Below are 22966 nucleotides of genomic sequence, written 5' to 3'. Positions count from 1 at the left end.
TTTACAGACTATTTTTCTTGGTAAATTCTATTATTTCGGACAATTTTCCAAATGCCAAACCTACAACGGTATCCGCAGCACCATAGTAAATAGCTACTTTATCCTCTTCATGAGAATGTAAAGATGCACAGGGAAACACTACGTTAGGAACATCCCCCACACATTCATAAGTAGTCTGTGGAGATAACAAATAGGGTTTGGTCCGGTACTTTACAATTTCTGGTTTATTGGCGTCTAGGATTGCGGCACCCATGGAATAGCGAAAGCCGTTACAGGTATTTATTACCCCGTGGTAGAACATTAACCACCCTTCTTTGATTGGAATGGGTACGGAACCAGCTCCTATCTTTGTGCATTGCCATGCGCTCTCGGTAAAAGGGGCAACCTTCATAACGCATCTGTGCTCCCCCCAATATTTCATATCCGGACTATAGCTTACATAGATATCGCCGAAAGGCGTGTGGCCATTGTCGCTTGGTCTGCTCAGGATGGCAAATTTCCCGTCTATTTTCTCTGGAAATAATACGCCATTTCTGTTAAAAGGTAAAAATGCATTTTCACATTGATAAAATTCCTTAAAATCAAAAGTGTAACCAATGCCAATAGTAGGACCGTGATACCCGTTACACCAAGTAATCCAATAACGGTCTTCAATAAAGGTAACGCGTGGGTCATATTTATAATCAGAGGCAATCATATCCGTATTGCCTTTTTTAAAATTGATGGGTTGGTGTTCAATGTCCCAATGGACACCATCGGCACTGAACCCGGCAAATATGTTCATTTGAACAGCTTTGTTGTCGCACCTGAAAACACCGGCAAACCCTTCATTGAAAGGTACTACCGCACTGTTAAAAATACTATTGGATGTAGGTATGGCATCCCTTTTAATAATAGGGTTTTCGCTGTATCTCCAAAGGACTTCAGTATGTTCTTTTGGCTTTTCTTGCCATGGTATTGTATTCACTACTTGATTGGTTTTAAGTTTAGTATTTGATTGTTAATTGGGCATCTTCCTGACCTTATCTAACCAGGTATATTTGAGTACTATGGAAGTCGCTAAAAATACCGCTAAGGCGATAAGGGTCTTAGGGTAATCCCGTATCATAAAATAAACCGGCAATACGATCATGCTGGATTGCCATATGATTCCAATACCACAGTTCATCATATCCCAATAGAATTCTTTATTGGGCGTAATTTTCTCGCCGTCTAGTTTAATTCTCTCGTAAACTGGCCTCCAAAAGCCCCATGGTCTAACATTTTTGTAAAAAGACTTAAGTACAGCTAAATCCGTTGGTTGTGTTAGGAAAGTGCCTAGAAACGAACCCAGAAGAGAAAAGCCGAAAATAATAGGAAATAGATAAATCGCATGTACATTACAAAGATCAAACAGTAAAGAGCCTTCCGTAAGATTGGCCTTATTTTGGTCTAGTATAAATTGTAATGAGGCAATCAGGAGCCCCGCCAACATTCCCCAAAAATATCCCCAACCATTAAAGCGCCACCATATCCATTTCAAGAAATTTGAAGCGACATAACCACCGAACAACGCACTGGTGATCCATAGTGTTAAGGAGTTAATGGAGTCTGCAAAAAAACCCATGCAAACCCCGAGAAGAACTATTAAGAAAGACGCAATATGGCTTACTTTAACATAGTGTTTGTCCGTTGCTTGTGGCTTAAAATATTTTTTGTAGATATCATTAACGATATACGCCGGTCCCGCGTTTACAAACGCAGAGAATGTAGACATAAATGCAGCTAAAAGGCCGGCTAAAAGAAGTCCCTTGATGCCTACAGGAATATGGTTATTGATGACCTTGGGGAGAATAATCTCTAAATCCGCACCACTAAGATTCGGGTTTGAAGCCATTACCGGGCCAAGAAATACTAATGCAATAACAACAATACCAGCAATTAGGAGGTACCTTGGAATAAAGAGTACCAAATTTGTAAAACCGCTCATGTAAGCCGCTTCTTTAACGGATTTAGTAGATAAAATCCGTTGAAGATCATAACTGGGCGTTGGGCCCGCTACACTTGCGAAAAAACCTTTGAATAAGGTCATTCCTATTAGGGCTCCAAACATTTTGTAACCTTCGGAATCTATTAAGTTATTGAATGCCTGAAACTTTTCGCTCCAATGTGTTTCTAATTGGGCTCCGAAAAATACATTTTTCCACTCTGTGGATATGATGGTGTTTATTTCTACATCCGTAACGGTGAAAAATGCATAACCGGCAACCAAAATACCGGCAATGACCATAATGCCATATTGTAAAACTTCCGTGGCTACAACGGAAAACATGCCGCCTTTAACGGTATAGATCGTAGTCAAGAAAATAATTATAAGCGCATAACTTTGTTCAGAGTTTAATAGTGCGGTGCTACCTATTTCTAAAGCTAAATCCCATGGAAGGATGATGGTCATAAATTTTCCGATACCTTCAAAAAAGTAAGCTATGAAACCTACTGCGGCAACAATGGCAAATACCGCTACAATACTATGAGAGGCCCTACCTGCCTTTCCATCTCCAAAACGTGTTAGAATCCATTCCGAACCTGTCATTATATTGGAACGCCGTATCCAAACGGCCAGGAACATCATTATGAAAATTTGATTCCAAATAGGCCATAACCACATGAACATAAAGCTCTTGGCCCCATAGAGGAAGAGTAAACCTACCATCCAAGCGGTTCCGGAAACATCAAACATGCCCGATCCGTTGCTTAGTCCAAGGTAATACCACTTAATATTATTCCCGCCAAGAAAATATGACTTTAAACCTTTTGATGCTTTTTTAGATACCCATATTCCAACGGCCAAAGTAAGCAGCACATATAGGAATATAATAAGAGTATCAATAATGTTCATTCTGTTGGTTATACTTTTTTATCTTAGGTTTTTCAGTACTTTAGTCTAAGATAATGGTCAATGGCTTTGGAACGTATTGAGAGTAAATAATTTTAAAATGTTGGGAAATTTCTTCTAATGTAGAATAAAATTAGACCAACAACCTTCCGCTAGTGCTAAACGTCAAAAAAACTCTGTAGAACATTTGTAATGAACGCTAATAATAAGATCGGTGAATTTTTGGGCAAAACGAATTCTTCGTCTAATTATGGAATTAAATATTGGCATCATATTGTCTTTTGGTTGGTATATTTTATTTTTAATACTGTTAGATGGAGTAGTATTCATAACGACTTTCTTTACTCTTTAAAGACCAATCTTATCGGTTTTCCTATTCACATGTTGCTAGCCTACTTCAATGTGTATTATTTAATGCCCAAATTCGTCTACAAGCAAAAGTATTTGCTTTATGCCCTGGGAATTTTTGGTTCATTGGTAGTTATGTTACTTGTAAAGTTCAACCTAACCTATTATTTGGTCAGTAATGACGTTATGCCAGAGGGACAGGGGGAAACCAATAGTATAACGTTCGCCTATTCGGTTACCACTATGATCGGGGAGGTATACGTAATGTCTTTTTTTACGGCTATCAAATTAACAATAGATTGGTTAAGGGAAAGTAGCAAATTACACGATTTGGAGCGTAGGCAATTAAAGACCGAGCTAAGATTCTTACGTTCACAGGTTTCGCCACATTTTTTCTTCAATACCTTAAATAACATTTATTCCCTAACTTTAGAAAAGTCGGATAAAGCACCAGAAGTGATCTTAAAGCTATCCGAGTTAATGCGATACCTTTTATATGCAACCAAGAAAAGAAGACAAGACCTAACGAACGAAATAGAATGTATCCAGAATTATATTGATTTGGAGCGGATACGGTTTGACGATTCCTTGAAAATCGATATTCATATTTCAGGTAATCTAAATGGGTGTAGTATAGCGCCAATGCTTTTGGTACCATTAGTGGAAAATTGTTTTAAACATGGCGCAAGTAAAAACATAGGTCAAATGAAGATTAGTATTAACCTTGAAGTTGTAGAGGGTTATATGACCTTTAAAATATGCAATAATATACCCAATGCGGATAGGGCTACCAACTTTCCTACGAGATCTGGTGGTATTGGACTTTCTAACGTAAAAAAGCGGCTAGAACTGGGATACGAAGATGGGGATTATGATTTGTCGATTTTCGAAGAAAATGAAATGTTTAATGTTATACTTAAGCTGAAAGTTATATGAATTTAAAAGCAATAGTGGTAGATGACGAACCCTTGGCCATAAACGTACTAAAGAATTATATCTTGCAGGTAAAGGAGTTGGAGTTGGTCGCCACATTTTCCAATGCCATGGACGCCTCCTCTTTTTTAAGGGATAACGATAATGACATAGATATCATGTTCCTTGATATCAACATGCCTTATTTAGATGGTTTAGAATTCTTGAGCACTCTTCACAAGAAGCCTTTTGTAATTATGACAACGGCCCATGAGGAGCACGCATTAAAAAGTTTTGAACTAGAGGCAATAGACTATCTGGTCAAACCCATTTCCCTACCCAGATTCTTAAAATCGGTCGATAGGATTATTGGTCTAAAACAGGGAATGGTTACATCTAAGAGCCTTAGAAAAAAGGAAAAGCCTAGTATTTTTGTTAAGGTAGATAAGAAGAAACTCCAAAAGGTATATCTAGATGAGATTATGGTGGTAGAAAGTTTAAAGGATTACATAAGGATTATTACTCCTACGGCAAAGTTTATTATTCATAGAACATTAAGTAGTTTCACGGACGAGCTGCCATCGGATCTCTTTTTACGAATTCATCGTTCTTATACCATAGCTATAGACAAAGTAAGTGTTGTTGAAGGTAATAGCGTTGAGGTAGGGGGAATAAGATATACCATCGGCAGGAGCTATTTAAATGATGCAAAGAGTAGAATTATACCGAATTTCAATGCTGGATAAATTAACCAAACCGGGAAGAAAATACTTGCTATCCGCTCTTGTCCTCATATTTTTAACGGGCTCTAGTATAGGTTGTGCGGATAAGAAACCAAAACAAGAAACCAAAGAAAGGCCTCCTAATGTAGTTCTCATTTTTACGGATGACCAAGGCTATAACGATGTGGGTGTTTTTGGTGCCAAAGATATAGCCACGCCAAACTTGGACCAGATGGCAAGAGAGGGCGCTATGCTCACAAGTTACTATGCGGCACAGGCCGTATGTTCTGCGTCTAGAGCGGGAATCTTAACAGGCTGCTACCCTAATCGTATCGGTATACATAATGCTTTGGGTCCAGGGAATACGCACGGTATTAACGCTTCGGAAACTACCTTGGCGGAAATGTTGAAAGCAAAAGGATATGCCACCGCAATTTTTGGAAAATGGCATTTGGGACACCATGAAAAGTTTTTGCCTACCAGACATGGTTTTGATGAGTGGTTCGGAATTCCGTACTCTAATGATATGTGGCCTTACCATCCACAGCAAGGGCCTATTTTTAATTTTCCAGACTTACCTCTATATGAGAACGAGACGGTTATAGATACTTTGGAAGAACAATCACAATTAACCACTCAAATAACAGAACGTAGCGTTTCTTTCATTAAAAAGAATAAAGACAATCCCTTCTTTCTTTACGTTCCCCATCCGCAACCACATGTGCCCTTGTTCGTTTCGGATAAATTCAAAGGTAAATCCAGTAGGGGGCTATATGGAGATGTGATTATGGAAATAGATTGGTCTGTTGGCCAGATAATGAACGAATTGAAAGTTAATAATTTAGAAGAAAATACCATAGTCATTTTCACATCGGATAACGGACCATGGCTATCTTATGGTAATCATGCGGGTAGTGCTTTTCCGCTTAGAGAGGGTAAGGGAACCGCTTGGGAAGGCGGTCAACGAGAACCGTTTATCATAAAATATCCAAAGGCTATACCCGCAGGGAGTACAATTGATGTTCCTGTTATGGCAATAGACATTCTTCCCACTTTAGCAGAAGAGACGGGAGCTACCTTGCCTGAACAAATCATTGATGGCAAAAGCGTATTGAAAGTTTTAACAGGCGAAGAAAATAAAAGTCCTCAGGAGGCCTATTTCTTTTACTATAGGGTTAATGAACTCTTTGGGGTTCGCTATGGAAAATGGAAATTGTATTTTCCACATCGCTATAGAACCATGGATGGGCAAGAATTAGGAAAGGACGGTCTGCCCGGTGATTATAGAATGGTCGACATGGAGGAAATTGAACTTTATGACTTGGCAATCGATAAAAGCGAAACCAAAAATGTGGCCGAGCAGAATCCTGAAGTCGTTAATAAAATAAAAGTATTGGCCAATAATATGCGCTACCGTCTAGGAGATGCTTTATTGGAGTTGGAAGGTTCTGAAACCAGAATGGCGGGACAGTTAGAATGAGCGAACCTTTTAGATTTAAAGAGTTTACCGTAAATCAAGACCGTTGTGCCATGAAAATTGGCACGGACGGCGTACTACTTGGCGCGTGGGTCTCTGTAGAGAATAACCCTAGCTCTATTCTGGATATTGGAGCAGGGACCGGACTTATTGCCTTAATGCTGGCTCAAAGAAGTAATGCCGACACTATCGATGCCATAGAAATTGATGCGGACGCTTACGAACAATGTGTAGATAATTTTGAAGCATCTCCCTGGGGAGATCGTCTTTTCTGTTATCATGCCGGTCTAGATGAAATGGTTGATGAAATCGAAGAGCAATACGATTTAATTGTTTCTAACCCGCCATTTTACAAAGAGGATGTTTCTAGTGGAAACAGTTCTAGGGATACCGCTAGACAAAACAGTTCGCTACCGTTTGACGAATTGGTAGAAAGCATTTCAAAACTTCTTTCACCGGCGGGCATCTTCTCGGTCGTTATACCGTTTAAGGAAGAGCGGAAATTTTTAGAATTGGCTCATGACTATGGGTTATATCCGACACGCATACTACATGTAAAGGGTAATAGTATATCCAAAACAAAAAGGTCACTGCTTGAGTTTAGTTTTACTAAGGTCAACCCGACTATCAAGGAGTTATATATTGAAATAAAAAGACACGAATACACGTTGGAGTACAAAGCGCTGACCAATGCGTTTTACTTAAAAATGTAACAATAGCGTGTTGAATCGTTATATTTCTTTAATTACCTTTGATAAAAATATTGCTTATGAGACCTGATTTATTTGAAGCTCCTGATTATTATAACCTAGACGATTTACTTTCTGAAGAGCACCTTCTTGTTAGGGATGCAGCCCGTCAATGGGTAAAGAGAGACATTTCTCCCATTATAGAGGAATATGCTCAAAAGGCGGAATTCCCTAATCAAATTATAGATGGTCTTGCGGAAATAGGGGCATTTGGACCTTACATTCCTGTGGAATATGGTGGTGCGGGATTGGACCAAATAAGTTACGGACTTATCATGCAGGAAATTGAACGTGGCGATAGCGGTGTGCGATCTACCGCTTCCGTGCAATCTTCTTTAGTGATGTACCCCATTTATACTTATGGTACGGAGGAGCAGCGAAAAAAATATTTACCAAAATTGGCGAGCGGAGAGATGATGGGCTGTTTTGGTCTTACGGAACCTAATCACGGGTCTAACCCAGGCGGTATGGAAACAAAATACAAGGATATGGGCGACCATTATCTTTTAAACGGTGCCAAACTTTGGATATCTAACTCTCCTTTCGCTGATATTGCCGTGGTATGGGCCAAAAATGAAGAGGGTAGAATACACGGTTTAATCGTAGAAAGAGGAATGGAAGGATTTTCAACCCCAGAAACCCATAACAAATGGTCACTTAGGGCATCTGCCACGGGAGAGTTGATTTTTGACAACGTTAAGGTGCCTAAAGAAAATTTGTTGCCGAACAAAACGGGTCTTGGTGCTCCTTTGGGATGTTTAGATTCTGCAAGGTACGGTATTGCTTGGGGAGCTATCGGAGCGGCTATGGACTGTTATGATACGGCACTGCGCTATGCAAAGGAAAGAGTGCAGTTCGGCAAGCCCATAGCGGCTATGCAACTACAACAAAAAAAGCTGGCGGAAATGATTACGGAGATTACAAAAGCACAATTGCTTGCCTTTAGGTTAGGTCAGTTAAAAAATGAAGGTAGCGCCACCACTGCACAAATATCCATGGCCAAACGGAACAATGTGGACATGGCCATTAAAATTGCTCGAGAGGCAAGACAAGTGCTTGGCGGTATGGGCATAACCGGAGAATATAGCATCATGCGCCATATGATGAATCTAGAGAGTGTTATAACCTATGAGGGGACTCATGATATTCACCTTCTTATCACAGGTGCCGACATTACGGGGCATCAGGCATTTAAATAAGATAACACACTCCTTAGATTCTCTTAACACTGAACCTATAAAGAGAACGTACTTTTGAACTGTTCTGCAGAACATACGTTCATATTTTTTGAGTTAGTTAGAGCCGATGTTCGCATCGGCTCTTTTGTATCCTCTTTATTAAAAAAGGGTATATGTCGCTCAAAAGATGTCTAGATATCAAAAAAGATGGTTTTCACCACATTTTTCTTCAAGTTCACAACAATTAGTTTAAAATAGTAAGGAAAGAAAGTACCTTCACTATGACAATAAAAGCGAATTATAATTTTTCATTTTCATATAGTGTTCTCGTAAAAGAGTCTGATTTTAATTAATCGGACTCTTTTTAGTTTAGGAAGGTTTTTAGGGCATTCTCATTTGATAATTATCATTCTACGAAAAGTGTTTGGTAAACTTTTCTGGTATCACTATGCCTGTAGTGCCGGAAAATGACTGGCTAGAATACGCTGTATTTCTTTCTGATTGCCCCATGCTTTTTCAGAAAAAGAAAACAGACTCCTACAACGGTCTAAATTTTGATTCTCATAAGAAACTTTATAATATTTATTGTTGTTCAAGTAATCGGTCAAGGCTCTTAAACCATGGATAAAGGGCATAAAAACAACTCCTAAAGGCAAAGATTTCAACTCCTCCTTTGTGAGAAAAGATGAATTGTCCGAGAGGCCCTTTACAAAAGCTTCAAAGAGATCTAAACAAAATGTAATTTTACTGTGGTCCTGTTCGTCTTCGGGTGCCGTATTGACAATAGTGCGTACGGCATCTCCAAAATCATAAAAGAAATAACCCTTCATAATAGTATCCAAGTCTATCAGAGAAAGGGCTTTATTGGTTTTTTTGGAGAAAAGGATATTGTTTAGTTTGGTATCGTTATGGCAAATGCGAACCTTGAGTTTATCCACTTCAATAGCCTTTAGTTTTTGTAAGGTAGTCCGCGCATAACTAATGTCTTCTTGGGCTATTTCCAGCTTAGATGAATGAGCATTTTCGAGGGCACTGTTAAACGCAGCGGACCTATAGGATAAATCATGAAATCTAGGAATAGTATCAGCATATGCCGAAGGTTTTTCATGTTGTAACAAATCATGGAATTTACCCACTATTCGCCCTGCTTCAAAAGCTATTGTAGCTTTAGTAGTGGTATTAAATGTGGTGCTATTCGGAATAAAAGTCATTAAACGCCAGTATCCATTCATAACTTTGATATGGTATTGGCCGGAGGGTGTCGAGACAAGCTTTATTTGAGTGTAGTCACGAGCATTGAGTACCTTAAGAGCGCTTGATACGTTTTGCATTAAACCATCAATATCCGCGAAAACAGTATGGTTAATACGTTGAAAAATATATAGGGGTCTATCGGTTTTGGATACCAGAAAGGTGTCGTTGATGTATCCAGCAGTTAAGGTCTTTACATGAAAAGAAGCCGCGTCAATAGAAAAATACCCTAGAACAATATGTAATTCTTCTAGGGTATAATTGCTATTCTCTAGTTCCATAAGGGAGATGTGTACTGACCTTCCTTGGTTTTTTTCAGAAGACTTCCCATAGCCTTCTCCTTGTCGCTGGCATAGGTAACGCCGAACCATTCACTACCAGAAGGGATACATTTTACGTTTATTTCCTTGCCCTGGAGCATTTCTTGGATCATTAGCGGAATATAAAGTTCGCTGTTTGCTATACGGTCTTCGTCCTTTAAGAAGATTCTGAATTCGGATTCTATTTTGTCAAAAATTGATGGTCTACAGACCCAAAAATTCATACTGGCCTGCTCCTCTCCCGAAAATTCTAATCCTGTGTCTTCATCAAGAACCACATCGCCTTTTTGAATCAATTTTAATCGCTCTTCTACCGAAAGTAAATTATCACCAGAAACTTTACAGACCCCTCTAGAGACCGATCCATGTTCAGATAAGGTGTCTTTTAAGGTATAGCCCAATAAGCAATAGTCATTTTCATTAGATTTCATAAAATCGGCTGCCCTTTTGTAGGCAGATTGCCCATAAAAATCATCGGCATTGATGACTACAAAAGGTCCGTTTATTACGTTTCTCGCCGTCCATACCGCATGTGCGGTTCCCCAAGGTTTTTTACGCTCCCCGGTAAAGGTAACCCCAGAAGGTAAATCCGTAATTTCCTGTGCTAGAACATCTAGTCTAATGTTTTTAGGGAGTCGGGCGCTGAGGTAGTCGTTCAAGAAAGTGACATTGGCCGCCTTCGTAATGACGACAATCTGACTGAAATCATTTTTGATGGCGTCATAGATGGCAAATTCCATGAGGAATTCCTCCTTTGGTCCTAACTCGTCAAACTGTTTTAATTTTCCATATCTGCTACCGCTTCCGGCAGCCATTAAAAGTAGTGTCATGGTTACTGTTTTAGGGTGCAAAAATAAGAATTGCTTGGCTAAATCAATTTTATTTTGGTTGTACGGCAACGAAATTAGGGTAATCTTGTAAAAGGATCCCTAAGTTTTTCATAATTTACTAATCCAAACCAACAACACTGTTTTAATATGGGCACGAGACGAAATTTTATCAGAAATACATCAATCGCGGGAGCAGGTTTATTTGCGGTTCCAAGCTTTGCGAGCAAACTTTATAGTCCTGCTGATAAATTGAATGTAGCCTTGATAGGAGTTGGATTAAGGGGAACGAACCATCTTCAAAACTTGTTGCTTCGTAAAGATATCAACGTGGAGGCTATTTGCGATATTGACCCAAAGAGGATTTCCATTGCGAAAGACCTTATCACAAAAGAAGGAGCAAAAGACCCCTTGATATTTGGAGCGAACGATTATGATTATAGGAACCTATTGGAGCTTAAGGAGATAGACGCTGTGGTGATTTCTACACCTTGGTTATGGCACACACGTATGGCAGTAGACTCCATGAAAGCGGGTAAATATACCGGGGTCGAGGTTTCAGCTTCAAACACCATGGAAGAGTGTTGGGATTTGGTCAATACGCACGAGGCCACTGGTTCACATTTAATGATTCTTGAGAATGTAAATTATAGAAGGGACATCTTGGCCGTTCTTAATATGGTGAAAGGGAATGTTTTTGGCGAACTGGTGCATTTTAGATGCGGGTATCAACATGATTTACGCCACGTAAAATTCAACGACGGAAAAACTGCCTACGGCAAAGGGGCAGAATTTGGTGAAAAGGGAATTTCAGAATCTAAATGGCGTACCCATCACTCCGTAAAGAGAAACGCCGATGTATATCCCACGCATGGGTTGGGTCCTATTGCGGTAATGGCAGATATAAACCGTGGCAATAGATTTATGTCCTTAACATCGCATGCTACGAAAGCAATTGGTCTGCACAACTACATTGTTCAAGTTGGTGGAAAGGACCACCCAAACGCTAAGGTTAAGTTTAAGCAAGGAGATGTTATTACGACTACCATAGATACCGCAAACGGAGAAACGATAATTATTACCCACGATTGTAATTTACCTAGACCCTATTCCTTAGGGTTTAGAGTGCAAGGTGCTAACGGATTATGGGAGGTTGATGGTAATAGAATTTACGTAGAAGGTAAATCGGAATCGCACCAATGGGACGAGGCTACCGATTGGTTGAACAAGTATGATCATCCTTTATGGAAAAAGTACGGTGAATATGCTCTGGATGCAGGACATGGCGGAATGGACTTCTTTGTATTGAATTCTTTCGTTGAATCTGCCAAAGCCAACATTGCCCCACCTATGGATGCCTATGATGCGGCAGCCTGGAGTGCGGTAACACCGCTTTCGGAACTTTCCCTTGCCAATAATGGTGAACCTCAAGATTTTCCGGACTTTACCAGAGGCTTATGGATTAACCGTAAGCCGTACAAATGGTTAAAGGAAACTTATTGACTTAAAAGGTTAACTTGCTTTCTCTTTTTTAACGGTCTAACCTTTCTAAGGTGCACTATCAAGAATTTTTAGATTTGAAGCTGCCTTTTACGCTTGGCGAATTGAACTTTTCTTTTTCCCGATCTCTTAAAAAGCTCTTTGATTTGAAAATATGGGGGGCATATGAAATTCCAAGGGCAGTTAGACCAATACCTAGCAAGGCAGGCGCGCTGATAAAAAAGTCACTAAAAGAAAAAATCCCTATAATTAACAGAGTAGAAAAAGGTAGGGAACATGCCATTACGTTTACCGCAAAATTAATATCAAAAGTAGGTTCTGGGTGATTATCTTTTTCCTCCAAGGAGTTGATGGCGCTCATATGGGCAAAAGGCCAGAAGCTGCAGGAGCTTTGTGGAAAAACCACTACTAGTAAGAGAAGTGCTGGTGTTAATGAGGGAAACAGAAAAATAAAGGTGCTGGACAAACAGAAAGATAATCCAGCTCTGCGCAATAACATAGAGAATATAACTCCAAACTCGCCCGATTTAATTCGCACGGCCATTCCGATGAACAGCAATACTAAAGGAGTCATAAGTGTAGACATGCTTAAAATAGTGTTCTGAATAAAACCAGGTAATGAAGAAAGATTTATACTAAAGCCCAATAAAACAAGCTCAATCAAAATCACCATATTGATTGGTTCATTGAGCAATGAGAAAAGCAAGCCTTTTAATTTGTTTTTGGAAGAGACTTCGTTTTGTTCTAGGGTTCTTTGACGATACCAACGCATGGCCAATATGTAGAGGAGAATGAGTACGAATATTTTGTTACCTACATCGGTAATTGCCGCTAGTGCGAGGGAATCATCTCCCAAATAAGCTACGATAAAAGGGAAACATGAAAGGCCTGGAGCCAATGATGGTAAGAGCATCGTCAAGGTGCGTTTTTTTGCATTCTCCTTAGTCGGAAGGGTAACAGAAAGAAAGTATTTTGAAGCAAGAAGCATTAAAAGGTTAAACGTTAATGCCAATAACGGAAAAACTAATAAGGTTCCTTTTAATTCTATTTTTAACAATGCAACGAAAATGGTCGCAGGAAGTGCAACACTTAGGATTATTACCTTAACCCCCTTTAAATCTTGCTTTGCTACTTTCTTTTGCAAGAAAAGCCCTAACCCAATAATTATAAGAAGCTCTAAAGTTTTTTGAAGTGCAAAGTTCATAAGATTTATAAATAAAAAGGTGGTTTAATTATTTAGGAAGGAAGCTAATAGAATAGCCCTAAGGAGCTGAATAAAATATGATTATCGAGCAATTGTCTGAAAATCCAACTCCAGGGCTAATTCAAACTTAAACTAGCACTTTTTCAAGGGCAGCTGTAAACAGCTTCATTTCATCCATAGTACCCATGCTTACTCTGCACCAGTTTTTATTATAGATTTCAAACGCCCTGACCCCAACACCTAAAGCAGTCATTTTTTCCAAGAAGGGTTTACCCTCCATCTCAATTGGGAATAATATAAAGCTTGTAGAAGATGGCACGTAATCAAAACCCATGCGTTTTAGGTTTGCGTAAACATATTCTCTACATTCTTTGTTCAATGTTCTTGATTTGTTCTTAAAGGCAACATCATCCATACTGGCCATTGCTGCATATACAGATGGTAAGGTGATACCCATACCGCCGCGAGTAACTTTTTGAATGACCTCTAGGGTTGCTGGTTGAGCAACGACATAACCTACACGTAAACCTGCCATTCCCTGAATTTTAGAAAAAGTACGCGCGATGATCACGTTATTACCTTCGTTGATAAGGGACACCATACTCTTTTTTGCACCGTCCTCTAGGAAACCTAAATATGCTTCATCAACAAAAATTGGAACTTTGGCCGAAACTCTAGAACAAAAATCCACTAGTTCCGCATGATCTGTCATACTTCCTGTTGGGTTATTTGGATTACAGATGTACACTAATTTGGTATCGGAATCAATCGCAGCTTCCATAGCTGCCAAATCGTGAGACCAATCTTTTTTTAGTGCAACGGGTTTCCAAGTCGCCCCTGTGGCTTCAGCAACTTTGATTAAGGACATGTATGCTGGATCGGCAGAAACAATGTTTCCTCCATCTTTAAAAAATACCATAGCGGTCTTTTCCAAAAGATCTGACGACCCGGGACCCATCATTATATTACTTTGTTTTACACCCTCTTCTAAGGCAATTTTATCCATTAGTTGGTATAATTCCTTCCATGCGTAACGGTTGCCCATTGGAGCGTATTTTTGCATTGCATCAACAGCCATGGGAGACGGTCCATAAGGATTTTCGTTGGCATTGATTTTAGCGGCCAACTCAACAGGTTCGGTTGGGGCATACGGTAAATACTCTTTAAAAAATGGGGTATAGGGGATATTTCCTTGCGCATCCATTTTAATAGGTTGCGACGGAAATGCTCCGTAAGTCAAATAAGGTGCCGCCATTACCCCGGCAGCTGTGAGAACGCCTCTTTTGAGCCAATCTCTTCTGTTTACTGTTGTTTTCATTGTGCGCTATATTTAAGTTATAAAATTTAATTAGAATCCACTGGATCCGCATTAATTCCTAAATTTCCTGACGCCACAACTGTATTGTCCGTTTCACTTAGGTAAATGTTAACATGCGAATCCATAGTTAATATCGAATCATAAAAGTTAGTGTCGGCTATTAGGAAAAGCTTATTGCTATTTAGCTCTCCTGTATCACCGGATACGTCATCTAAGGTCAGCATTGTGGCACCCGCCGACTCAACAGCGCCATCTAAAACCAATGCGGGATGTAAAGTACCGGGTATGGTATTGAATAGCGAGATTTGCACGAGCGTTTGGTTTAAGCTGGTTTCCCAAAAAACTATTCTTCCATATACATTTGAACCATCTGGGTCGGTAGAATCTATGGTATAGGCAGTAAATGTATCCAACGTGCCTCCGCCAGGAGCAACCTCTTGAGCTGATTCTAATCGCTCTAAATCACAGGAAGTAGTAAGGGACAATGCAACTACCACTAAAATTATTCTTGCTATATAGGTTTTCATAATTTTTTTATTTTTGAATATCATACTATTGTTTTAGAAACTAAAAGTTGCTCTTGCTGAATAAAAAGCGCCTAACGCACCTTGTTGCCCACCATTATAGAGGAGAAAGCCTCTTTCCTCTTGTCTTCGTATATCAGGATATTGATTAAAAATATTTTGACCTGTAAGGGTGAAAGCTAAGTTTTCCGAAAATTGATAGGTTACGCCGATATCGTTTACGAACTGAGCCGAAAATGTTTGATCTGAAAATCCTTGAGTTCCCGCATTAGGAAAATTTTCGTCTACTAGGGTGCCTAGGCCGTCATCAAGTCGGGATACTTCTCCAAAATAAGTACCTCTTAAATTGGCAGACCACCTTCCTAGGGAATAAGACACAGAAGCAATCATAGTCGTGTTCGGGTTACCAACTTCGTATTGTCCTATCACCGCTCTATCTATATACCTAGCTTCAAGATCTTCATCAGAAAGGACCGTATTTAAATTAGGAATGTTGGCTCCTTCAAAAGTTCTGTCCATAAATGTTCCTGAGAACATAACACCTAAAAATCCATCACCAATACGCTCATTATAATTTGCTACAACTTCAAGACCCTTTGTGCTAATGTCACCTCCGTTTATGCGAAAGCTGGCCAAACCCGAACCAATAATGGGTTCTAAAGCTGGAGCATCGGTAGCACTGAAATTCCCAGTGTCAAACAAACGGTCCGAAATCTGTATATCAAAATAATCTACGGTCAGGTCTATTTTGTTGAAAAGTTTTGCGGTAAAACCTACGCCAAAGTTTGTGGATTTTTCTTCTTGTAGAGCTGTAATCCCAATCGCCTGTGCAGCGGAACTTCCATTAGGAAATACGGTGCCATCGAACGGTACCAAATCAACGAAAAAGGTAAAAGTGTGCGAATAGTTGAGCTCTTGCAAGGATGGAGCCCTGAATCCCGAACTTAGTGAACCTCTAAGAGCAAAATTATCTGTAATTTTATAACGTGTGGCGAATTTTCCAGTGAAAACACCACCAAAATCTGTGTATTGTTCCGTTCGCAAAGCTCCGCTTACGAACCACTTATCGGTCACGTCAAGTTCCGTATCCAAATAAAGGGCCGTAACCGATCTAAATTCGTTTGCCTCATTTTCAGGGGCAAATCCTCTAAAACACTGAGAATTTGGACTATGCTGATGGACAGGAAAAGAACTAACGCCTCCAAAGGGAAGCACTAATGCATTACCATCGTTACCAAGTATAGGATTCCCGTTCAAATCTGTCAAAGGAAAACCATCTGGTCCAATAAGGGCTTGGTTATCCTCTGTAGCAGTGAATAAACCTGCATCGCCTGCTTCAAAACTCTCTGACTGACCAGCTTCTATGATATAATTCTCAACTCTAAACTCGGCTCCGACAGCGATGTTAAATCCAGAAAGAAAATCATCATAGTACTTGCTCATGTCAAAATTGGCCGTATTTTGAAAAAAGCTATGCGTGCCAAGATCCATCTCTGTAGGCGATTCTGACTGTAGACTGGCATTAAAGGTATTGAACTGAGTATAAACTTGTTTATTTTTACCGTAGGTGTTACTGAAATCAAAGTCCCAATCTCCAAGTTTCCCTTCGATACCTGCGGTAAATCCAATATTGGTCTGAGTATTTACCATCTGAGGCCTAAACCCATTGGGATATAGGTCAAAGTTGAAACGATCAGTTTGTGCCGGTCTTCTGTAAAAACAACTTAGAAGGTCTGAATTTTTATATCCGAAATCTCCAAAAGAATAGAAACTGGTTTCCGAGTCAGCGGATAATGGTAATGCTAAACTATAATTTACTACACCTAACTGGCTGGCGGGCAGTCCTGCAAAGGTAGAAATATCTCTAGCGGTAAGGCCTCTGGCCGAAAGTAAACCATCATTTGTCTGAAGTTCAGCGGCCAAAGCCGTATTCCCTGCAGTTTGGGCGGCCAGTAGCTCAGGGTTGGTAATGATGATATTGCCCCGTTCATCCGTTCTTTCATTGTTCAGATATGAATCTCCGTAAGGTGTAGAACCACTAATATTAGGGCGGATTGCTATTTCATTTTGTCTGTAAGTACCCGATACGTTAAGATAGCCACCATTCTCAAAGGTTACTCCATAATTTGCACCCAATTGATGGGTTATACCGTCAACACCTCCATTATCCTCTAATAACGCCTGGTCAGACTCACTAATGCTGGTTCCCTCGGTGTTAGGCGTGGTGTTAGAATAGAAACCCGCAGTGTAATTCGCTGTAAATCTATTAGTTCCTTTTCTGGTGATAAAATTCATTACACCAGCTATAGCATCTGAACCATATTGGGCCGAAGCACCGTCTCTTAAAACTTCCACACGATCTATGGCATCTAGCGGTATAAAGGACAAATCTACAGAGTTTGCTTGTGAGCCGTTCGGTGAGGCTATCAACTGCGCGCCACTGTGTCTTCTTTTTCCATCAATGAGTACCAGAAGTTGGTTTGGTCCCAATCCCCTTAGAGTTGGTGGATTTACGGATGCACTAAGGTCACCGCCTTGGGATTGCACAGCAGTAAATGAGGGTACGGACGCTACCAAGAGTGATGCAATGTCTAATTGCGGCATATTAACGGCCTGTTTACTTACACTGATAACATCTACTGGAGCAGCAGTTTCCAATTTGGTACGTGATTGCCCTCTTGATCCAACAACTATGGTTTCCGTAAGTTGTTCTGCCGCCTCTTGCAATGTTACATCTATGTTGGTCTGATTATTGACCGCAATATTTTTGGTGGCATATCCCAAATAGGAAAAAATCAAAGTTCCCGTACCGGAAGCATCAATAGTATAGTTACCATCAAAATCCGAGATTACACCTTTGGTAGTTCCCTTTACCCTAACATTAACTCCGGGTAAGGCACCCGTTGCATCTGAAATCTTTCCGGATACTGTAATTTCTTGTGCATATACATTTATAATTGCACTTAAAAAAAATGATACAAATAAAACTTTCTTCATAAGTCTTGAGGTTTAGTCAGTTATTACTCAAATTTCCATACCCTTACCGTTCATAAAAGCGTAATACAATTAAGAATGATTTTTTTGGTGTATGTTAAAAGAAAAGTTCCGGACACTTTACTATGACAGAATTGATTTTAAGTTTCAATTCTGTCACGAACAATATTAATAAGACTTCATCATAAAATAAAACTGATAACCTCTGGGAAGTTCCGATTTCATTAAGATTATTGATTTAAAACCTATCATATCGATAACTTTTTTCATTTTTTCTATCGATATGGCAAATTCATACATTTTCAATTTTAGAAAGCTGTTTTTTTGATAAAATTTTGGGCAAAGACATTTTTATGACATTTATATTTTGAGAAGATTATTTTAAAATATTATCATTAAAATGACATTTATATTATCAAATAATAACTAAAAATTAAATTTGGTTAAATTAAATTTACTAAAACAAAAATAAGTTTAGTTAAATTGATAATTGTTCAAACAAAGTGATGTTCAAACAAAGTGATGTTCAAAATTCCTAATTAACCTTTAGATGTGAAGAATAAATTAGACCAAGTAGATTTCAATATTCTGTCCATCCTTGCTGAAGATGCGCAGACTCCTTACACTGAAGTTGCTAAGACGTTAATCATATCTCCTGGAACAGTACACACCCGCATAAAAAAAATGCGTGAGATGGGCCTAATACTTGGGGCCTCTTTAAATTTAGATTACACCGTTATGGGTTGGAATTTTACTGCTTTTTTAGGAATCTACCTTACTAAAATTACTTTGTACAAGCAGGTCATAGAAAACCTTATTAAAATAAGGGAGGTAGTTAAAGTACACCATGTAACCGGTAAGTATGATATATTTATTAAAATGCATACGAGGGACAGTATCCACTACCGAGAAATTTATCAGGATGCTATTCTTACCGTTGAGGGAATTAAAGGTGTTGATTCCTTTATATCGGTCGAACAGAATTTGACTCGCCATATCGATTTGTCCGGATAGTATTATTAGACTGACATTTATCATATTTTCTAACAAGCACAGCCTATAGATTTGTATAAAATTTTATAGTCATATGTGCAGTCTTGTTCAAAAATACAATGTTCCCGGACCCAGATATACAAGTTATCCAACGGTACCTTACTGGAACATAAAGGAGTTTTCTGGTAAGAAGTGGTCGGCATCAGTTCAAGGAAGCTTTGGGGAGTCAAATTCTAAAGAAGGGATAAGTTTATATATTCATCTACCTTTTTGTGAGAATATGTGTACTTTTTGTGGCTGTCATAAAAGAATTACAAAAAGACACGATGTAGAGTTGCCCTATATTAAATCGCTTTTAAAGGAATGGTCCCTCTATTTGGACCTCCTTGAAGAAAAACCCAAGGTCAAGGAACTTCATTTGGGTGGGGGGACACCAACTTTTTTTAGTCCCGAGAATCTAAAATTGCTCATCAACGAAATCTTTAAAAAGGCAGATAGAGCAGAAAATTATGAGTTTAGTTTTGAAGGGCATCCAAATAATACCACGAAGGAGCATTTACAGGCATTACATGACGTAGGCTTTAAGCGCGTGAGTTATGGCGTACAGGATTACAATGAAACTGTTCAAAAAGCCATCAATAGGGTACAGCCTTTTGAGAATGTAGCTAACGTAACGAATTGGGCAAGAGAGATAGGATATACCTCCGTAGGCCATGATATCATTTTTGGTCTGCCATATCAAACCATGGCCCATGTGGCTAAAACTATACTGAAGACAAAATCCTTAATGCCCGATAGATTGGCCTTTTACAGCTACGCTCATGTACCTTGGCTAAAGGGAAATGGACAAAGAGGTTATAAGGATTCTGATTTACCATCACCAGAAGAAAAACGTAGACAATATGAAGACGGTAAGAACTTGCTAGGCTATTTGGGTTATGAGGAAGTGGGTATGGATCATTTCGCCTTAAAAACAGATAGTTTGTATGCATCTTCCGTTGAAGGAAGATTGCACCGAAATTTTATGGGATATACGGCCTCTAGAACAAAATTGATGATAGGTCTGGGCGCCTCAAGTATTAGCGATAGTTGGTACGGCTTCGCTCAAAATGTAAAAAGTGTGGAAGAGTACCAACACTTGGTGGCAAATAATGTGATCCCAATTTTCAAGGGCCATCTTCTTACCAAGGAAGACCAGGTAATACGAAAACATATCCTTAATCTCATGTGCAATTTTGAAACCTCCTGGTTTAACGAGGAGATGTTTTTTGCCGACTTACCCTTTGTTTTGGATGAATTGAAGGAGCTGGAGCATGACAGATTAATAGAGATAACGCCGAGACAACTTAGGGTAAATGAAGCAGGCCAACCCTTTATACGCAATATTTGTATGGCATTTGACCGTAAACTTCATGAAAGAAAACCGGAAACGCGATTATTTTCTATGACCATCTAATTTTAAATAATTGACCTATGAAAAACATAATTGTTCCTATAGATTTCTCGGACCAATCGGATAATGCCTTACAGGTGGCCGCTAGTATTGCAGAAAAAAATGACGCAACGGTCTATGCGCTGCATATGTTAGAACTGAACGAGGCTATTTTATCTTCCAGTGAAGGTTTTCATCCTGAACAGACCGTATTTCTAATTAAACTGGCCGAGAAACGATTAAGCGATTTTTTAGATAAAACCTATTTACAGCCTATTAAAGTGGTGCCCATCATAAAACATTTTAAGGTGTTCAGTGAAGTAAGTCAGGTGGCGGAAGATCATAATGCGGACTTAATTGTCATGGGTAGTACGGGAAGTGATGGGTTAAAAGAGATCTTCATTGGGTCAAATACCGAAAAGGTAGTGCGTCATTCGGATATTCCGGTAATGGTCATTAAAACCAAAATAGAACATTTTAGTCCAAAAGAAATGGTCTTCGCCTGTGATTTAAAAGAGGAAAACATTCATGCTTTTCAACGTGCAAAATATATAGCGGATACCTTTTCAGCAGAATTGAAATTGGTATACATTAATACTCCAGGAGATGATTTTTTAAGTACTGCGGAAATTCAAGAGAAAATAGCCTCGTTCTGTAGTACTGTTGGCCATGATGTGTTGATAGCGATTTATAATGACTATAACGTAGAACGCGGAATTCTCAATTTTACCGCGATGAGTAATGCGGACCTTATCGGAATACCCACTCATGGTCGTAAAGGGCTATCCCACTTCTTCATGGGAAGTATTGGTGAAGATGTAGCCAATCATTCCGTTTTACCGGTGGTAACATTCAAAATCTGATGTTATAACAATTTCATTTTTGTTGGGTCCCAATCTACCGGTCTGTTTTTAAAATAACTCTTGTTTGCAAGTAGTGCCGCCCCTGCAGCTCTAAGACCAAAGGTAGGGTCTTGTATTACCGCTCCGTTAGTGCGAATAGCCGAAAAAAAGTTATAAAAATGGTCATAATGGCCTCCCTTATAATTATGGGGCGCCTCCCAAGTGGTAGTGCCCGTACTTAGGTTGTTCTTACGTGACTCTAAATTTTTATTGGCATAAGCGGTTTTGATTTTCTCTTGCGTTTCTTCCGTATAGGCAATAAGGGAGTAACTTCCGGGGACTCTGCCTAGCTTAGAACGGGTTAATTTAACCTGATTCTGGCCTACCTCCATTTCACCTTCCGTGCCAATTAACTTAAAACCACCTCCACCGCCGTTTCCAGCAATGAAGTTTATTCTAAAAGCTGCATTGAATGCCGCATGTGTTTCCGTTTTGGGATAATCATAAAGGGTAATGGTCACGTCGGGTACATCTCTTCCGTCTTTCCAGTAGCGTAGGCCACCTGTGGCGAGTGCCCTATTTGGTCCGTGTGAACTAATTACGTGGTTTAATGTGGAAAAGGCATGAACGAATAAATCACCGGCGACACCCGTGCCATAATCCTGATAATTCCGCCATCTAAAAAAGCGTTTTAGCTCATAAGGTACTTTTGGAGCGGTTCCCAAAAAAGTATCATAATCTATGGTGGTTTTATTAGCATCTGGCGGAATGGGATACTGCCATGCACCTTCTGCGGAATAACGGTCGTTGTACATATCCAACATAACAATATCGCCTATGGCGCCATCCTCATATAACTGTTTTGCCTTTTCGTTTCCTAAGGACGACATTCCTTGACTACCTACCTGACATATTTTACCACTTTTCTTCTGAGCCTCGATAATCGCCTGCCCTTCTTCAAATTTTTGTACCATCGGTTTTTCACAATAGACGTGTTTCCCTGCATTTAGTGCGTCGATTGTAATTTTTTGGTGCCAGTGGTCTGGTGTTGCTACAATAACAGCGTCAATATCTTTTCTTTCTAAAATTTTTCTGTAGTCCTGCGTTACAAAGATGGCATCTCCCCACAATTCTTTCGCCCTGTCAAGTCTTCCTAAATAGAGGTCACAGGCCACAACTAGCTTAATACCTTGAACTCCAAGTGCTGCTTGCGTATCATATATGCCTTGAATTCCGGCCCCGATTAATGCAAGATTAATATGGTCGTTCGCTGTGTATTTAGGTTCATTGTAATTTCTTGAGAGCAGTATTTTTTCATCCTCTTGTGAAGTAAGAATAAAAGGTGATGCTGTTAGCGCAGCGGAGGTGAGTGATGCTTTTTTTAAGAAAGATCTTCTAGAATTATTTTTTTTCATATCAAGCGAATTAGGTGGAATACTACTGTACTGTAGATAGTTCTAAAATAGGGAATTTAAAAGTATTGGCTATACACGGTTTCTT

18 protein-coding genes are annotated in these 22966 nt (G+C 39.4%); 9 read left to right on the top strand and 9 right to left on the bottom strand.

The window, feature by feature from the left end; genetic code table 11:
• Nucleotide 1: 1 nt before the first annotated feature.
• Nucleotides 2-967: a glycoside hydrolase family 130 protein gene (locus EJ994_RS10965; RefSeq protein ID WP_126592470.1), complete on the bottom strand. Its 966-nt coding sequence runs from the start codon at nt 965-967 to the stop codon at nt 2-4.
• Nucleotides 968-1000: 33 nt separating this feature from the next.
• The gene (locus EJ994_RS10960; RefSeq protein ID WP_126592469.1) at nt 1001-2878 is read right to left on the bottom strand and encodes a sodium:solute symporter family protein; all 1878 of its coding nucleotides are present in this window, start codon (nt 2876-2878) and stop codon (nt 1001-1003) included.
• A gap of 189 nt (nt 2879-3067) precedes the next feature.
• Here EJ994_RS10960 and EJ994_RS10955 point away from each other — a divergent pair, with 189 nt between their 5' ends.
• Genes EJ994_RS10955 through EJ994_RS10935 form a run of 5 tightly spaced genes read left to right on the top strand, consistent with a single transcriptional unit; the run spans nt 3068 to nt 8282 of the window.
• Nucleotides 3068-4159 carry a sensor histidine kinase gene (locus EJ994_RS10955; RefSeq protein ID WP_126592468.1) on the top strand — a complete coding sequence of 364 codons (1092 nt, stop codon included), beginning with the start codon at nt 3068-3070 and terminating at the stop codon, nt 4157-4159.
• Nucleotides 4156-4881, top strand: coding sequence for a LytR/AlgR family response regulator transcription factor (locus tag EJ994_RS10950; RefSeq protein ID WP_126592467.1), 726 nt, complete (start codon nt 4156-4158; stop codon nt 4879-4881). Before EJ994_RS10955 ends, EJ994_RS10950 begins: the two co-directional genes overlap by 4 nt.
• Entirely contained in the window at nt 4871-6337 is a 1467-nt protein-coding gene (locus tag EJ994_RS10945) for a sulfatase (RefSeq protein WP_126592466.1), read from the top strand. Before EJ994_RS10950 ends, EJ994_RS10945 begins: the two co-directional genes overlap by 11 nt.
• Nucleotides 6334-7047 (top strand): tRNA1(Val) (adenine(37)-N6)-methyltransferase, encoded by a 714-nt coding sequence (locus tag EJ994_RS10940; RefSeq protein WP_126592465.1) that lies wholly within the window; start codon nt 6334-6336, stop codon nt 7045-7047. Before EJ994_RS10945 ends, EJ994_RS10940 begins: the two co-directional genes overlap by 4 nt.
• Before the next feature lie 56 nt (nt 7048-7103).
• Complete coding sequence (locus EJ994_RS10935; RefSeq protein ID WP_126592464.1) at nt 7104-8282, top strand: acyl-CoA dehydrogenase family protein; 1179 nt, start codon at nt 7104-7106, stop codon at nt 8280-8282.
• Between the two features lie 425 nt (nt 8283-8707).
• Here EJ994_RS10935 and EJ994_RS10930 read toward each other — a convergent pair whose 3' ends face one another.
• A complete protein-coding gene (locus tag EJ994_RS10930; RefSeq protein WP_126592463.1) occupies nt 8708-9793 on the bottom strand; it encodes a phosphotransferase enzyme family protein in 1086 nt (361 codons plus the stop codon).
• Nucleotides 9784-10662, bottom strand: a complete 879-nt coding sequence (locus EJ994_RS10925) for an NDP-sugar synthase (RefSeq protein ID WP_241240768.1) — start codon at nt 10660-10662, stop codon at nt 9784-9786. Before EJ994_RS10925 ends, EJ994_RS10930 begins: the two co-directional genes overlap by 10 nt.
• A 147-nt stretch (nt 10663-10809) precedes the next feature.
• On the opposite strand from EJ994_RS10925, the gene EJ994_RS10920 reads away from it, so the two are divergent.
• On the top strand, nt 10810-12162 hold the full coding sequence (locus EJ994_RS10920) for a Gfo/Idh/MocA family protein (protein WP_126592462.1): 1353 nt from the start codon (nt 10810-10812) through the stop codon (nt 12160-12162).
• Between the two features lie 58 nt (nt 12163-12220).
• Here EJ994_RS10920 and EJ994_RS10915 read toward each other — a convergent pair whose 3' ends face one another.
• The 4 genes from EJ994_RS10915 to EJ994_RS10900 form a co-directional block, all read right to left on the bottom strand.
• Nucleotides 12221-13363, bottom strand: a complete 1143-nt coding sequence (locus EJ994_RS10915) for a permease (protein ID WP_126592461.1) — start codon at nt 13361-13363, stop codon at nt 12221-12223.
• 127 nt (nt 13364-13490) lie between these two features.
• Nucleotides 13491-14681 carry a pyridoxal phosphate-dependent aminotransferase gene (locus EJ994_RS10910; protein WP_126592460.1) on the bottom strand — a complete coding sequence of 397 codons (1191 nt, stop codon included), beginning with the start codon at nt 14679-14681 and terminating at the stop codon, nt 13491-13493.
• Nucleotides 14682-14707: 26 nt separating this feature from the next.
• Nucleotides 14708-15208 carry a hypothetical protein gene (locus EJ994_RS10905; RefSeq protein WP_126592459.1) on the bottom strand — a complete coding sequence of 167 codons (501 nt, stop codon included), beginning with the start codon at nt 15206-15208 and terminating at the stop codon, nt 14708-14710.
• Between the two features lie 33 nt (nt 15209-15241).
• On the bottom strand, nt 15242-18202 hold the full coding sequence (locus EJ994_RS10900; protein WP_126592458.1) for a TonB-dependent receptor: 2961 nt from the start codon (nt 18200-18202) through the stop codon (nt 15242-15244).
• Between the two features lie 549 nt (nt 18203-18751).
• Between EJ994_RS10900 and EJ994_RS10895 the strand changes: the two genes are divergently transcribed.
• The 3 genes from EJ994_RS10895 to EJ994_RS10885 all read left to right on the top strand — a co-directional run bounded on the left by EJ994_RS10895 (nt 18752) and on the right by EJ994_RS10885 (nt 21487).
• Nucleotides 18752-19213 (top strand): Lrp/AsnC family transcriptional regulator, encoded by a 462-nt coding sequence (locus EJ994_RS10895; protein WP_126592457.1) that lies wholly within the window; start codon nt 18752-18754, stop codon nt 19211-19213.
• 73 nt (nt 19214-19286) lie between these two features.
• Complete coding sequence (gene hemN, locus EJ994_RS10890; protein ID WP_126592456.1) at nt 19287-20648, top strand: oxygen-independent coproporphyrinogen III oxidase; 1362 nt, start codon at nt 19287-19289, stop codon at nt 20646-20648.
• A 17-nt stretch (nt 20649-20665) separates the two neighbouring features.
• Nucleotides 20666-21487, top strand: coding sequence for a universal stress protein (locus EJ994_RS10885; protein ID WP_126592455.1), 822 nt, complete (start codon nt 20666-20668; stop codon nt 21485-21487).
• 2 nt (nt 21488-21489) lie between these two features.
• Here the strand turns inward: EJ994_RS10885 and EJ994_RS10880 are convergent, their stop codons facing one another.
• Nucleotides 21490-22881: a Gfo/Idh/MocA family protein gene (locus EJ994_RS10880; protein ID WP_126592454.1), complete on the bottom strand. Its 1392-nt coding sequence runs from the start codon at nt 22879-22881 to the stop codon at nt 21490-21492.
• Nucleotides 22882-22966: the final 85 nt, after the last annotated feature.

It is taken from the genome of Maribacter sp. MJ134, from assembly GCF_003970695.1.
Taxonomy (GTDB): domain Bacteria; phylum Bacteroidota; class Bacteroidia; order Flavobacteriales; family Flavobacteriaceae; genus Maribacter.
The sequence above is the reverse complement of the archived record's forward strand: the minus strand, read 5'-3'. Positions and strand labels throughout refer to the sequence as shown.